At 69.7% G+C, this 12,737-nt stretch carries 14 protein-coding genes; 4 read left to right on the top strand and 10 right to left on the bottom strand.

Annotated features, from left to right (window positions below):
• Nucleotides 1–71 precede the first annotated feature (71 nt).
• On the top strand, nt 72–1,190 hold the full coding sequence (locus AB0I71_RS20140) for an NAD(P)-binding domain-containing protein (RefSeq protein ID WP_357586714.1): 1,119 nt from the start codon (nt 72–74) through the stop codon (nt 1,188–1,190).
• Between the two features lie 98 nt (nt 1,191–1,288).
• On the opposite strand, the gene AB0I71_RS20135 is transcribed toward AB0I71_RS20140, so the two are convergent.
• Complete coding sequence (locus tag AB0I71_RS20135; protein WP_357586712.1) at nt 1,289–1,657, bottom strand: hypothetical protein; 369 nt, start codon at nt 1,655–1,657, stop codon at nt 1,289–1,291.
• A 138-nt stretch (nt 1,658–1,795) separates the two neighbouring features.
• On the opposite strand from AB0I71_RS20135, the gene AB0I71_RS20130 reads away from it, so the two are divergent.
• Nucleotides 1,796–3,052, top strand: coding sequence for an MFS transporter (locus AB0I71_RS20130; protein ID WP_357586710.1), 1,257 nt, complete (start codon nt 1,796–1,798; stop codon nt 3,050–3,052).
• A gap of 64 nt (nt 3,053–3,116) precedes the next feature.
• On the opposite strand, the gene AB0I71_RS20125 is transcribed toward AB0I71_RS20130, so the two are convergent.
• On the bottom strand, nt 3,117–3,629 hold the full coding sequence (locus tag AB0I71_RS20125) for a hypothetical protein (RefSeq protein ID WP_357586708.1): 513 nt from the start codon (nt 3,627–3,629) through the stop codon (nt 3,117–3,119).
• 137 nt (nt 3,630–3,766) lie between these two features.
• Between AB0I71_RS20125 and AB0I71_RS20120 the strand changes: the two genes are divergently transcribed.
• Nucleotides 3,767–4,315: a DUF4240 domain-containing protein gene (locus AB0I71_RS20120; RefSeq protein WP_357586706.1), complete on the top strand. Its 549-nt coding sequence runs from the start codon at nt 3,767–3,769 to the stop codon at nt 4,313–4,315.
• Between the two features lie 23 nt (nt 4,316–4,338).
• Here the strand turns inward: AB0I71_RS20120 and AB0I71_RS20115 are convergent, their stop codons facing one another.
• The 3 genes from AB0I71_RS20115 to AB0I71_RS20105 all read right to left on the bottom strand — a co-directional run bounded on the left by AB0I71_RS20115 (nt 4,339) and on the right by AB0I71_RS20105 (nt 6,578).
• Nucleotides 4,339–4,911 (bottom strand): histidine phosphatase family protein, encoded by a 573-nt coding sequence (locus tag AB0I71_RS20115; RefSeq protein ID WP_357586704.1) that lies wholly within the window; start codon nt 4,909–4,911, stop codon nt 4,339–4,341.
• Between the two features lie 127 nt (nt 4,912–5,038).
• Nucleotides 5,039–5,563: an orotate phosphoribosyltransferase gene (pyrE, locus tag AB0I71_RS20110; protein ID WP_357586702.1), complete on the bottom strand. Its 525-nt coding sequence runs from the start codon at nt 5,561–5,563 to the stop codon at nt 5,039–5,041.
• Between the two features lie 94 nt (nt 5,564–5,657).
• The gene (locus AB0I71_RS20105; protein WP_357586700.1) at nt 5,658–6,578 is read right to left on the bottom strand and encodes an aminoglycoside phosphotransferase family protein; all 921 of its coding nucleotides are present in this window, start codon (nt 6,576–6,578) and stop codon (nt 5,658–5,660) included.
• A 99-nt stretch (nt 6,579–6,677) separates the two neighbouring features.
• Here AB0I71_RS20105 and AB0I71_RS20100 point away from each other — a divergent pair, with 99 nt between their 5' ends.
• Nucleotides 6,678–7,430 (top strand): DUF6518 family protein, encoded by a 753-nt coding sequence (locus AB0I71_RS20100; RefSeq protein WP_357586698.1) that lies wholly within the window; start codon nt 6,678–6,680, stop codon nt 7,428–7,430.
• Nucleotides 7,431–7,589: 159 nt separating this feature from the next.
• Here the strand turns inward: AB0I71_RS20100 and AB0I71_RS20095 are convergent, their stop codons facing one another.
• The 5 genes from AB0I71_RS20095 to pflB all read right to left on the bottom strand — a co-directional run bounded on the left by AB0I71_RS20095 (nt 7,590) and on the right by pflB (nt 12,696).
• Nucleotides 7,590–7,766, bottom strand: coding sequence for a hypothetical protein (locus tag AB0I71_RS20095; RefSeq protein WP_357586696.1), 177 nt, complete (start codon nt 7,764–7,766; stop codon nt 7,590–7,592).
• Nucleotides 7,767–7,841: 75 nt separating this feature from the next.
• Nucleotides 7,842–8,900 (bottom strand): PHB depolymerase family esterase, encoded by a 1,059-nt coding sequence (locus AB0I71_RS20090; protein WP_357586694.1) that lies wholly within the window; start codon nt 8,898–8,900, stop codon nt 7,842–7,844.
• A gap of 206 nt (nt 8,901–9,106) precedes the next feature.
• Nucleotides 9,107–9,610 (bottom strand): flavodoxin domain-containing protein, encoded by a 504-nt coding sequence (locus tag AB0I71_RS20085; protein WP_357586693.1) that lies wholly within the window; start codon nt 9,608–9,610, stop codon nt 9,107–9,109.
• 27 nt (nt 9,611–9,637) lie between these two features.
• The gene (gene pflA, locus AB0I71_RS20080) at nt 9,638–10,417 is read right to left on the bottom strand and encodes a pyruvate formate-lyase-activating protein (RefSeq protein WP_357586691.1); all 780 of its coding nucleotides are present in this window, start codon (nt 10,415–10,417) and stop codon (nt 9,638–9,640) included.
• Nucleotides 10,417–12,696, bottom strand: a complete 2,280-nt coding sequence (gene pflB / locus AB0I71_RS20075) for a formate C-acetyltransferase (protein ID WP_357586689.1) — start codon at nt 12,694–12,696, stop codon at nt 10,417–10,419. The genes pflA and pflB overlap by 1 nt, the downstream gene beginning before the upstream one ends.
• Between the last annotated feature and the right edge of the window lie 41 nt (nt 12,697–12,737).

Genomic DNA, 12,737 nt, shown 5'->3' with positions numbered 1-12,737 from the left:
TAGTTACTTCGTTAGGCTGACCGGGCGTCGCAAAGGGGAGGACCGGTGCCCCGGAGAGGAAGTTCGGTCGCATGGCAACGGAGAGCAACTGCGCCGTGATCGGAAGCGGCGTCTTCGGCATCCTGGCCGTCCGCGAGTTCACCCGCCGCGGGATCGCGGTGGACTGGTACTCGTCGGATCCCGAACCGGGTGGAATCTGGCAGGCCATGCCGTGGGGCAAGACCCGCGAGAGTACCGAGCTGGTGAACCCGGGGTGGTGCGTCGCGCCCGAACTCAGGACGAAACCCACGGTGACGGTGCAGCAGTTCCGCGCCGTTCTGCGGTCCTGGTCCGACGAGCGCGCCCACCTCCAGCGGAGACGCTTCCTCACCCGCGTCGAGCGGGTGACGGAACACGAGTCGCATGTCCGCGTGGCGACCCCCGCCGATGAGCTGCCGTACGCGTTCGTCGTCGTCGCGACCGGCCACTACGGGACGCCGAACATCCCCTTCGAACGAACGGGGGACACCTGCCGCCACGCCTCCGAAGTCCGGGACCTTTCGCACATCGGGACCCACCAGTCGGTCCTCGTGGTCGGCGGTGGGCAGAGCGGGGTGGAGGTCTGCGAGGAGATCATCGAGGAGCGGCCCGACATCCGGCTGTCGTGGTGCACCGGGCGCCGGGTACGACTGCTCACCCGGCACTCTCCCCTCGCCATGCTGGGGACGTGCGTGCGCTATGCCACGAGAGGCGAACCACCTCGCGGGTTCGTGATCACCAAGAGCCCCGCGGCGGTCGCGGCTAACTGCACGCGCATGCCCACCCGGGTCGTCCGGGTCGACGGCGATCGGGTCGAGTTCTCCGACGGCAGCGTGCAGCGGTTCGACCACATCATCGCCGCGACCGGATACGCGTCACCGGTGGGCCTTGACTTCCCCGCCCCGGATCAGGGGAGAACCAAGGGCATGCGGCTCTCCCCACACCGCCGGATCGCCGCACTGAACTACGACGGCGACGGCTGCGGGGGCGCATCGATGCGGTGTGCGCGCAAGCAGGCGGTCGCCGCCGCCCGGGTCTTCGCGGGCGTCGGACGACCTAGGCCCGCCGCCGCTGACCCCGCGCAGTCGGGCACCGTGTCGGGACATGACTCCCGTCGATCCGGACCACCCGCTCAGCGTACGCCGCCCGGCTCGACCAGGCCCGTTTCGTAGGCGACGACGACCAGTTGCGCCCGGTCACGTACCGCAGCTCAATCAACAACCGTCCTCTTCCCGCAGGATCCTGTGGAGTCGGTTGCTCCCGCTGTCGTTCAATCTTCAGGCAGGTCCAGGCCCGGGCGGGTTTGGCCAGCGTCCCCGGTGACCGGGAGGTCGACCCGTCGTCCTGCTCCGTCGGGAGCCGCATCATCGGCGACCACGGCGAACACACCGGCCGGCACGCCGTCGAGAGCAGCTACCCGTGAAGCGGCGGCCAGCAAGCTGGCCTCGGTCGCTCCGGCGATGAAGAAGACATAGACGTCGCCGTTCTCCTCGCCGTCGTCGTACACCTCGACCGTGCCATCGTCCTCCAAGTCGCTCAGGAGGTCTTCGACCTGGTCGATCCAGGGATACGCATAGTCGCTCGGCTCACCACCTGTAGCAGGCACCAACGGAATGTGGATCTCGACGAGACCGGCCATGGCGACATGATCTATCAAACGAGGGCCGAAGCAAGCGGCGATGTGGCGCATGCGTGGCCGTACGCTCGGTAGCGCCCGGGCGGACCCGGCCGCAGTATCCGGGAGGCTCCATGGTGGTCGGTGAACGGAGGGCGCCCGATGGGCGGTCGTGACGAACCAGCGGAGCCGGTGACATCCGCTGCGCCACGGGCGATCGGGGCGCTTGTCGCGCTCTCCATCTCGGCGTTCTGCTACGTCGCGATGGAGACGTTGCCGATCGGGATCCTGTCGCTCATCGCCACCGATCTGAACGTGTCGGTGTCGCACACCGGCCTGCTCGTCACCGGATACGCGGCCACCGTCGCGGTCGTCTCGGTTCCGCTGACCTACCTCACCCAGCGGGTACCGCGTCGTCGCCTGCTGATCGTCCTGCTGGGCGTGCTGGTCGTCGCCACCGTGGGTTCGGCCGCCGCCCGCGACTACCAGGTGCTGCTCGGTGCACGAGTGGTCGTCGCACTCACTCAGGCACTGTTCTGGGCAGTGGTGGCGCCGGCCGCCGCGGGCATGTTCCCGCTGCGGGTGCGCGGGAAGGTCACCGCTGTCGTGTTCGCCGGGGCCTCCCTCGGCCCGATGCTCGGCGTGCCGGCCGGTACCTGGCTCGGACAGCAGCTTGATTGGCGTGCGGCGTTCCTGGCCCTGGCCGGTCTGGCGTTTGCCGCGTTCGTGGCGATCGTGACGTTGATGCCGTCGACGCCGATGATGGCCAGCCACGCGTTCACCGGTACCAGCCCGGACACCCGCCGCTACGCGACAGTCGTGATCGCCACCGCGTTGTCGGTGGGCGGCCTGTTCACGGCGTTCACGTATACGGCTGTGTTCCTGACCGACGTCACCGGGTTCGCCCCGGCGGCCGTCGGTCTTCTCCTGCTCATCCGAGGACTCGCGAACTTCGCCGGTATCGCCGTGGGCGGAATCGCGAGCGACCGCAACCAGCGGGTGGCGATGGTGACACCGGTCCTGCTGCTCGCGATCGTCCTGATCGCGATGTTCGTCCTGGCCGATTCGACGCTGGCGACCGGGGCGCTGCTGGCCCTGACCGGGTTCGCCTTGGGCGCGCTGACGCCGGCGCTGCAGAACCGGGTACTCGAAGTGGCTCCGGGACGTTCCGACCTGGCGGCGGCGGGCAACTCCGCCGCCTTCAACGTCGGCATCGCCGGGGGATCCCTGCTCGGGGCCGTCATCCTGCCCTACTACGGAGTGCGCAGCACGGCGCTGGCCGGCGGCCTGCTGACCGTCGGGGCGCTCGTCGTCCTGCTGGCCGAGCCGCTGATCGCCAGTGCCGGCCGGGCGGGCGTCGCCGCACCCGGGCCGAGGACGGCAGAGGTCGACGAGATCGGCGGACTGGTCCGCAAGTGACGGTCAGCAGGCCGCGATCTCGTTCGCGGAGACTGTCGACCGGACGCCGGCCTGCCGATGCTGGTCAGCGGGGCAGTTCGGGGACCGGGCCGGCGGTGACCAGCGCGGCGAGCGTGAGGGGCTGGTCGCCGTCGCTGTGGCCGAGGACGAGGGCGAGGTGCCGGCCCGGCGCCTGGTCGGGCGTCCAGACGCGCAGGTCGCCGTAGAGGTCCTGACGAAGCACGGCCTCGTAGATCGGCGGACGGTCCGCCTGTGGGTTCCGGATGAGGTAGTCGACGGTCAGGACCCGGTGTCGGCCCCACTGCTCGTCCAGCGTCCGGGTCAGGATGGCCAGGTGTCGGTCGCCGGCTTCCAGGTGTCCGGTCCACTCCGGGTCACGTAGACCAGTGAGGTCCGGTCCCTCCCACAGTGGCACCAGGACGAAGCCGGTAGCACGGGTGGCCAGCCATTCGCCGGACTGCGGGTCGGATTCGACCAGGGTGGGGCTGCCTGCGGACGGTATCGGCCCGGTCAGCAGCGCCCTGATGGCCCCGATGGCTCGGGACACATCGAAGGTGAGGCCACGAACGACTGTCACCGGACCCATCCTTGCCGCACGCCGCCGAATTGCCCAGCGGGACTGGCCGGTAGCGGCACCGCACCCTCGATGGGACCGGTCGGGCAGCGGCGAGCAGACCAGCCGATTGTCGGTGGGTTCGGCTACCGTCCCCGCCCATGACTGGCACCGATCTTGCTGCTTCCTCCCTGCTGCCGACGGCCGAGGAGGAAGCCCGTTTCTGGATGTTGGTGGAGCGGGCGTGGGCCCAGCTGGGCCCGGAGCCGGCGGCCCTGCGCCTTGCCCTGCTCCGTCGGGATCCGCACAGCGATGACGACGATGATCTGTATGCGATCGACACGTGGCTTGACCCGTTCCTCGGGGCGCTGCGCAGTGTGAGTGCCGGGCTGACGGGCCCGGAGCTGGTTGCCCTCGACCGGGTCGTCGAGCGGAAGCTGTACGACATCGACCGCGCGGACATCCAGGAGATCACGGATGGCTCCGACGACGGCTTCCTGTACGCCCGTGGGTTCATCGTGGCAATGGGCCGGGAGTTCTACGAGGCGGTGCAGGCTGACCCGGCGATGGCCGTACTCGACGCCGAATGCGAGGGGCTCTGCTACCTCTTCGCGCATCTGCACGAGGAACAGTTCGGGGTGTGGCCGGAGACCGGCTCGGATATCTCGCGGGAGTCGGTGAGCAACCCGGCAGGATGGCCGGCGGTGTAGCCGTCGGGTGGCTGCCGTACGGGCTACAGGTGCCCCGTGTCATTGAAGCTGACCAGGGTTGGCGGCCGGTCGGAGTCCCAATGCACGATGGTGAGCGCGCAGTTGGCCTGGTTGAGGCCGATCCATCGCCACGTCGGGGCGTCCAGCGTGTGACGGACGAACCAGCCGATGACGAAGTTGTGGGTGATCAGCAGTTCGTGTCGGTCCACGTCGCTGGTGACGCCGAAGTGGGCGACAGCGGCCTGAAGGGCTGTGGCGTCTTCGTCGCGTTCGTCGTCGGGTACGCCATCGAGCCAGGCGTGCCACCGGTCCGGGTAGCGGCCACGCTGCCCGGCGGAGGGCACTGGCGTTCGGTCCGCCACCAGGTCGCAGCTGTGCCGCGGCACCTGGGGGAGGTGGGTGGCGACGACGTCGGCGGTCTGGGTCGCTCTGGCCGACCGGCTGTGGTGGATCGCTGCGAAAGGCACTCCGCGCAGTCGACGACCCAACCGGTCCGCCTGTTCACGGCCCAGTGGCGAGAGGCCGCCATCCGCTCGGACCCCAGCAGCGATGTCCTGTTCGCCATGCCGGACGAGGTACAACCGGGTCCGACCCATCGTGAGCCCTCCTCCGTCTCTGCTGGCCGCCGCAGAGCACCGTAGATCACTTTGGCATGGATGAACCGGGGCAGGAACGTGGCCGAGCGCACCGGGAAAGCCGCTGGGTCGCGCGGCACCAGAGTTGTCACGCCATCAGCGACGCTTCCAGGTCCCGGCGGGTGAGTGCGGCACGCAGGTGCAGTGCCTCGGCCGCCAGCTTCTCCCGACCACCCTGCTCGCGGTCGATGGCGCAGACCACCGTCTCCACCTCGGCGCCGATTGACCGCAGCTGACCGCACGATGCCAGTAGTGCTCCTCCGGTGGTCACCACGTCCTCGATCAGGACGACCCGTCGGTCCTGCACGGGACCGCCCTCGGCCACCTTGCTGGTCCCGTACTCCTTGGCCTGCTTGCGCACGAAGACCGTGGGGAGCCCGGTCAGCTGGGACATCACCGTGGCGAGAGGGATACCGCCCATCTCCATCCCCGCCAGCACGTCGCACTCCGGCAGCAAGGCCACCATCGCCTCGGCCACCTCGCGCAACAGCTCCGGCTCTCCCTCGAACAGGTACTTGTCGAAGTACTCCGCACTGACCTGACCGGACCGCAGACGGAACCGGCCGGTGAGATGGCAGGTGTCATAGACGCGGCGCGCGAGCGAGTGAGTCACCTGCCCAGCCTGTCATCCCGCCTGGGTCCCGCGACCGTGCCCGTCGACAGCACCCCTCGAAGCGTCCTGTCAGGACCTGTACCGGGCGCTCGGGTCACCGCCCGGGTGTCACGTACTCGGACACGATGTCGTCGATGACGCGGTGGGCCTCTGCCGCCACGGAGCGGTCGTCGGGTAGCGCGCCGGCGTAGACGATCAGGGCCTTCCACAACGCCCAGGCCCGCCCACGAGCCCAGGTCGCCGGATCGACATCGAGCCGGGCGCGGAAGGCCTCGCGGCTCTGGCCGGACAGCAGCGTCCAGGCGATCGCCACATCGCACGCCGGGTCGCCGACACCGCAGGTGCCGAAGTCGATGACGGCGGCGAGCGCGCCGTCACGGGTCAGCAAATTACCCGGTGCCACGTCGCCGTGGAACCACACCGGTCGGCCGTCCCATACCGCCTCCAGCGCCGACCGCCAGATCTCGGTGACGATCTCGCCGGGTATCCGGCGGTCCAGGACCTCGACCGCCCTGCGGACCTGAGGGTCGTAGACGCGCAGTGGCCCGCCCCGGAACCAGTTGTGCAGACCCGGCTGCGGCCCCGCTGTCGGATCGACGCGGCGCAGCGCGACGAGGAACGCGGCCAGATCGTCGGCGAACCCGGTCAGGTCGCCGACGCTGTCGAGACGGGCGGGTTCGCCGTCGATCCACGCGTAGACCGACCAGCCGAAGCCGTACCCGTCGGCGGGGACGCCGCGCGCTACCGGCACGGGTACCGGCAGCGGCAGTTGCGGCGCGAGTACCGGCAGCCACCGGTGTTCCTTGTCAACTGCCAGGGCGTACTCCTGCGCGGTGGGCAGCCGTACCGACAAGTGCTCACCCAACCGGAACGTCTGGTTGTCCCAACCGCGCGGCACCGGCCGAACGGGCAGATCGGCCCACTGCGGGAACTGGTTCGCCACCAGTCGGCGCACCAGCGCTGCGTCGACGAGGCGGCGGGCCGGTACCGGAACGAGGTCGGGGTCGGTGCTCACCCCCTCAACCTCACAAAGCGCACCACCTGTGACAACCGATTTCCACAGTGTTCGAAGGAACTGCCGCGATGCCGGGCCTTGGTAGGGTCGGCGCCCCCTGTGAAGGAGGCGGGCGTGACAGACATTGCTGTCCTGAGATCCCGTCGTACCCAGGTAGCGATGGTCGCGGCCGCTGCTGTCGTGCTGGGGCTGCTCGCGTTCCTGGCCGACTCCGTCGCGGGCGTGGTGGGGCAGGTCCTGATCGCGCTGACCAGCAGCGGCTTCGCGTGGGGGTTGGCGGCGTTCCTGATCGGCCGCTGGGCTGCCACGGGGAGGAGAGCGGTGGCAGGTGCCACCGCTCTGTTGGTGACTGCCACCCTGCTCTACTACCTGCTTGTGCTCACGGTCAGTCGTCGATGGAGTGGGGGCACGCTGGAGGACGGCTCGTCGGCCGACCTGCTGGGGCTGCGCTCAGTTGCCGTCATGACGGCGCTGTGGCTGATCGGGTCCATCGTTGCCGGACCGGTTCTTGGAAAGCTCGGCCACGTCGTGCGAACCGGCGAGGCCTCGACCTCCGCGCTGGCCCTGGGCGCGGTGTGCGGCCTTCTCTCCGGCGAAGGGTGGTACGCCGTGATGCTGGCGCCACCCTGGCAGGTACTGACCGTTGCCGACCCGGGGCACGCAGATTTCGTCCGAGGAGTGGTGATCGGGCAGCTCATCACAATTGCCCTTCCGATCGTCGTCCTGGCCTGGCTGGCGACGGTGCACCGTCTTTGGCGCAACGTGCCAGTGCTCCTGGCTACCGCCGTGTCAAGCGGTGCCCTGAGCGCGGCGCTGTGGTACCTGCTCCAGATCGCAGCACTCAGCCTCTGAATCGCGGTCCACCACCGGCTGGACCGGCCGGCCCCTGCCGCAAGGAAGCCAGAGAACCTGCCGGAACGTGCCTCGGAGAGGTCCGCTGAACTGGGAGCAGGACGGTCCTGCGCCGTGCGGGGCGCGGCCGGGACGAGACGTCCCGGCCGCGCGTACGGATCAGGTGTTGATGGTGCCCGACATCGTGGTGCGGGTGATACCGTGCGCAGCGCGTTCTCCGGCGGCTACTGCCTGTTCCGGGGTGGCGCCACGGGCCATCGCCCTGGCCACGGCCTCGGTGCGCTGTTGTTCGATCTTCCTGCTACGCCTCTTCGTGAACCAGTTCCAGAAAGACATCTCTGTGATCTCCCCGGGTGCCGGCCGCACCAAACCGGCTCATCGGCCCTGCCGGTCGCCGATTTGATCAGGTCGTCAGCGCATCGGGTGGCGCTCGGCGAACTCCCACACAATCTGGCTGGCGTCGGGGCCCGCGCGGTCGGTGTACCTGCCGTCGCCATCCGGGCCCGGCCAGGCGTGGCCCATGCCCTGGACATGGTACGACTCGACGATCGAGGAGCCGTCCGGTGTGGTGATCGTCGAATGCGTGTACGCGTGTCGGCCCGCAGCGGCCGGTACGGACACGGTCTCCTCGGTCAGGCCGAGGCTGTCGTTGGGCAACCCGTCGTCGACAAGGTCGCCCACCGCGGTCCAGTGCGCGACGAGTCGGGTGGCGACCAGGGGCGGCACGACCTCGTCCTGCTCGCCCTGAATGACCAGCAGCGGCACCTGCCGGGCCCGCTCGCCCATCTGTGCCCAGGCCTGACGCGCCGTGTCCAGCGGCGACGTCGAGTCCGGGTCGTCCGGGTCGACCTGGTTGAGCCCGTACTCACCGCCGGCGACCGAGGTCACCGTGGCGAAGACGTCGGGATAGGTCGCGGCGAGGATGACAGCGGTACCCGCCCCTGACGACGCGCCGGCCACGTGCACCTGCGCCGGATCCCCGCCGTACTTCTCGACCACCTGGCGGGCGACACCGGCCAGCAGCGCGGGTTCGCCGGTGTGCCGGTGTTGCTCCCGAGGATCAGCCGAGTTCCAGCAGGCGATCACGTTGCGGGAGATCAACTGGGTGGGGTAGACGACGATGAAGCCTTCCCGGTCGGCCAGCCGGTTGAACTGGGTCGTGGCCTTCATCGAGTTCCACCCGTAGCCGGTCATCGCGCAACCGTGGATCGCCATCACGACCGGCAGCCGGGCCGTCCCGTCGTGCTGGGGCGGAAGATGGACCTGGTAGCGCTGCGAACCGGCGGGACCGTCGTAGACGTGGTTGCGGTCACCCTCGCCCATCTGCCACGGCAGGCCGAGCTGGGCAGCGGCCACGCCGAGGCTGATGACTGTCACGACGGTGACGAAGATGCCGGAGACGATCCGCAGCCACCGCCGGGGACGACGGGGCACCATGTCGGCATTCAGCGCGGAACGCGCAGAAGTCACCCAGGCCTCCTTTCCGGTGCGGGGGACGCGTCAGACGGATGTCGTAGCGGTCGGGTGGTGGACATGCACCAATGACAGCGCGGACCTCGCCGACGTGTCAGTGGCACCGTGTCATGACCGGGTGTGACATGGCGTCACTGGTCGTGGCCGCTGGCCGCCGGATCCTGCGAATCCGCCGCCCGACCGTCGGTCGGCTCGGAGCAGCGTCAGCCAAGTGGTTGCGGTGCCGTGATCCGGGCCGCGAGTTCCGCTCCCCAGCGGCGAGCGCGGTCGAATTCACCGTTGCGCAGCGGTCCTTTGGTGCCGCCGACGAAGAAGCTCTCCGCCGGGACCACCAGGCGCCATCCCGCGCGGGCCAGGGTCCTCACCACCTTCTTCGCCGCCGAGCCGGGCAGGAGCGGATTGGCGATGCGGGTGTCGAAGGCCGCCGCCAGGCCGGGCCGGGCGAGCGTGGCGAGCCACTCCCGGACGCCGACTTCCGGGGACGCTGCGGCACCCTGGCGGACCGCGTCCGCCCGCGTCGCCGGACGGCTCAGGCCGAACGCGTGGGTCGGCGCGCCGACGACCACGGCGTCCGCGCCCGTGGCGTCGGGCCACTGGCTGACCTGCGCGACGCGCACCTGCACATGTTCGGCCAGTCCTTCGCCGATCGCGCGGGCGACGGCCTCGGTGTTGCCGAACATGGACTCGTAGACGACCAGCACGTACATCGGGTCCTCCCCTTTTCGGCGGAGCGGTCACAGGGTCAGCAGCCCTCGGTCGGTGAACTGGGCACGGACGCGGTCGAGCAGGTCGGGTGTGGGTGGCGCAGTGTCGGCGCAGGGGAACGGCACCCCCAGCGCGCGGTACTTGTGCTCGCCGAGCCGGTGGAACGGCAGCACCTCCACGCGCTGCACGGTCGGCAGGGTGGCGACGAAGTCGGCGACGCCGGCCACATTGGCCGGGTCGTCGGTGAGGCCCGGCACGAGGACGAAGCGGATCCAGATCGGGGTGCCCCGCTCGGCGAGACGGCGGGCGAAGCGCAGCGTCGGCGCGACCGCACCGGTCCGGGTGACCCGGCGGTAGGTCGCCGGATCCCAGCTCTTGATGTCCAACAGCACCAGATCGGTCGCGTCGAGCAGTTCCGGGGAGGCGCGATCGCCCAGGAAACCGCTGGTGTCCAGGGCGGTGTGCAGGCCCATGTCCTTGCACCTGCGCAGCACGGCGGCGGTGAACCGCGCCTGTTGCAGCGGCTCGCCGCCGCTGAGCGTGACGCCACCGCCGGCCACCTTGATGAACCGCTCGTACCGCCGGATCTCGGTGACCAGCTCGTCGACGGTCATCGGCCGGCCGCTGCGCTGGTACCAGGTGTCGGGGCTGTGGCAGAAGCGGCAGCGCAGCGGGCAGCCGGCGAGGAAGGCGACGAATCGGGTGCCGGGTCCGTCCACTCCGGTCGACGTGTCGAAGGAGTGGACGGACCCGACCACCGCACCGGCGGGGACGACGTGCGGGCGCGACGGCCAGACGATCGTCGTCATCAGAGCCGGCCGTGGAAGGTACGGGAGATGACGTCGCGCTGCTGCTCGCGGGTCAACCGGACGAAGTTCACCGCGTACCCGGAGACCCGGATGGTCAGTTGGGGGTACCGCTCGGGGTGCGCCATGGCGTCTTCGAGGGTGGCCCGGTCGAGGACGTTGACATTGAGGTGGAAGCCGCCCGAGTCGGCGTAACCGTCGAGCACCCCGACCAGGTTGTCGATCTGCTCGTCGCGGGTGCGGCCCAGCCCGTCCGGAGTGACCGTGCTGGTGAGCGAGATGCCGTCGCGGGCGCTGGCGTACGGCAGCTTCGCCACCGACAGCGCCGCCGCGACCAGGCCGTGCGTGTCCCGGCCGTTCATCGGGTTCGCGCCGGGGGCGAACGGCTCGCCGGCCCGGCGACCGTCCGGGGTGTTGCCGGTGTGCTTGCCGTAGACCACGTTCGAGGTGATGGTGAGGACCGACAGGCTCGGCTCGGCATCCCGGTACGTCGGCTGCGCCCGCACCTTCTCCATGAAACGCTGCACCAGGTCGACGGCGATCGCGTCGGCCCGATCGTCGTTGTTGCCGAAGGCCGGGTAGTCACCGTCGATGGTGTAGTCGGTGACCAGGCCGGTCTCGTCGCGCAGCACCTTCACCTGGGCGTGCCTGATCGCCGAGAGGCTGTCCACGGCGACGGAGAGCCCGGCGATTCCGGTGGCGAGGAAGCGGTGCACCGGGTGGTCGTGCAGCGCCATCTCCAGCCGCTCGTAGGCGTACTTGTCATGCATGTAGTGGATGACGTTGAGCGCGCGTACGTAGGTGCGCGCGAGCCAGTCGAGGGTCCGGTCGAACGCGGCCAGGACGGTGTCGTAGTCCAGCACGTCGTCGGTGACCGGCGGCGTGGCGGGCGCGACCTGCTCGCCGCTGATCTCGTCCCGACCGCCGTTGATCGCGTAGAGCAGGGCCTTGGCGAGGTTGGCGCGGGCACCGAAGTACTGCATGTCCTTGCCGACGCGCATCGCCGACACGCAGCAGGCGATCGCCGTGTCATCGGAGTACACCGGCCGGATCAGGTCGTCGTTCTCGTACTGGATGGCGCTGGTGTCCAGCGACACCTGGGCGCAGAAGCGCTTGAAACCGCTGGGCAGGTCGGCCGACCAGAGCACGGTCAGATTCGGCTCCGGCGCCGGACCGAGGTTGTACAGCGTCTGCAGGTACCGGAAGCTGGTGCGGGTCACCAGCGGCCGACCGTCCGCGCCGACGCCGCCGATCGCCTCGGTGACCCAGGTGGGGTCGCCGGAGAACAACTCGTCGTACTCCGGGGTACGCAGGAACCGGATGATCCGCAGCTTGATCACGAAGTCGTCGATCAGCTCCTGCGCGGCGGACTCCGTGAGCCGGCCCTCGGCGATGTCGCGGTCCAGGAACACGTCGATGAAGGTCGACGTGCGCCCCAGCGACATGGCGGCGCCGTTCTGTTCCTTGGTGGCGGCCAGGTAGGCGAAGTAGAGCCACTGGATCGCCTCGCGGCCGGTGGTGGCGGGCGCGCTGATGTCGTGGCCGTAGCCGGCGGCCATCTCCTTGAGTTCGCCGAGGGCGCGGATCTGCTCTGCCAGCTCCTCACGGTCGCGGATGACGTCCTCGGTGCACGGACGATCGTCCAGGGACGCCTTGACCGCCTCGCGCTCGGCGACGAGACGGTCTACGCCGTAGAGCGCGACCCGCCGGTAGTCGCCGATGATCCGACCTCGGCCGTACGCGTCGGGAAGTCCGGTGACGATGTGCGAGCGCCGCGCCGCCAGCACGTCGGCGGGGTAGGCGTCGAAGACTCCCGCGTTGTGGGTCTTGCGGTACGACGTGAAGATCTGGCGCACCTGCGGGTCCAGCTCGAAGCCGTACGCGGCGAGCCCGTTCTCCACCATCCGCAGCCCACCGTTGGGCATGATGGCCCGGCGCAGCGGCGCATCGGTCTGCAACCCGACGATCAGTTCGCGTTCCCGGTCGATCCAGCCGGGCGCGTGCGAGGTGATCGTGGCGGGGGTGTGCGGGTCGACGTCGTAGATCCCGCGCTCGCGTTCGGTGACGAACATGTCGCGCAGCCGGTCCCACAACTCGGTGGTACGGGCGGTGGGCCCGGCGAGGAACCGGGCGTCGCCGTGGTACGGGGTGACGTTGTCGCGGACGAACGCGGCGACGTAGACACTGTCGCGCCAGGCGTCGCCGTGGAAGCCGCGCCACGGGTCGGGCCGCACCGTCGCGTGCTGCTCTGGCCGGACTGCCGTGCTGTGCTGCTGGACCATGTCTCCTCCTGGAAGCTCTCTTCGAGCCTCCCTCGGGGACG

The sequence above is a fragment of the Micromonospora sp. NPDC049891 genome (assembly GCF_040660295.1).
Lineage (GTDB): Bacteria > Actinomycetota > Actinomycetes > Mycobacteriales > Micromonosporaceae > Micromonospora.
This window is presented reverse-complemented; position numbering and strand designations above follow the sequence as displayed.

Bases quoted from the DNA above. Each gene is read 5' to 3' on its own strand.
- AB0I71_RS20095 (WP_357586696.1), bottom strand. From the start codon at position 7,766: ATGTCTTTCTGGAACTGGTTCACGAAGAGGCGTAGCAGGAAGATCGAA.
- AB0I71_RS20135 (WP_357586712.1), bottom strand. From the start codon at position 1,657: ATGGCCGGTCTCGTCGAGATCCACATTCCGTTGGTGCCTGCTACAGGT.
- AB0I71_RS20115 (WP_357586704.1), bottom strand. From the start codon at position 4,911: ATGGGTCGGACCCGGTTGTACCTCGTCCGGCATGGCGAACAGGACATC.
- AB0I71_RS20130 (WP_357586710.1), top strand. From the start codon at position 1,796: ATGGGCGGTCGTGACGAACCAGCGGAGCCGGTGACATCCGCTGCGCCA.
- pflB (WP_357586689.1), bottom strand. From the start codon at position 12,696: ATGGTCCAGCAGCACAGCACGGCAGTCCGGCCAGAGCAGCACGCGACG.
- AB0I71_RS20085 (WP_357586693.1), bottom strand. From the start codon at position 9,610: ATGTACGTGCTGGTCGTCTACGAGTCCATGTTCGGCAACACCGAGGCC.
- AB0I71_RS20140 (WP_357586714.1), top strand. From the start codon at position 72: ATGGCAACGGAGAGCAACTGCGCCGTGATCGGAAGCGGCGTCTTCGGC.
- pflA (WP_357586691.1), bottom strand. From the start codon at position 10,417: ATGACGACGATCGTCTGGCCGTCGCGCCCGCACGTCGTCCCCGCCGGT.
- AB0I71_RS20120 (WP_357586706.1), top strand. From the start codon at position 3,767: ATGACTGGCACCGATCTTGCTGCTTCCTCCCTGCTGCCGACGGCCGAG.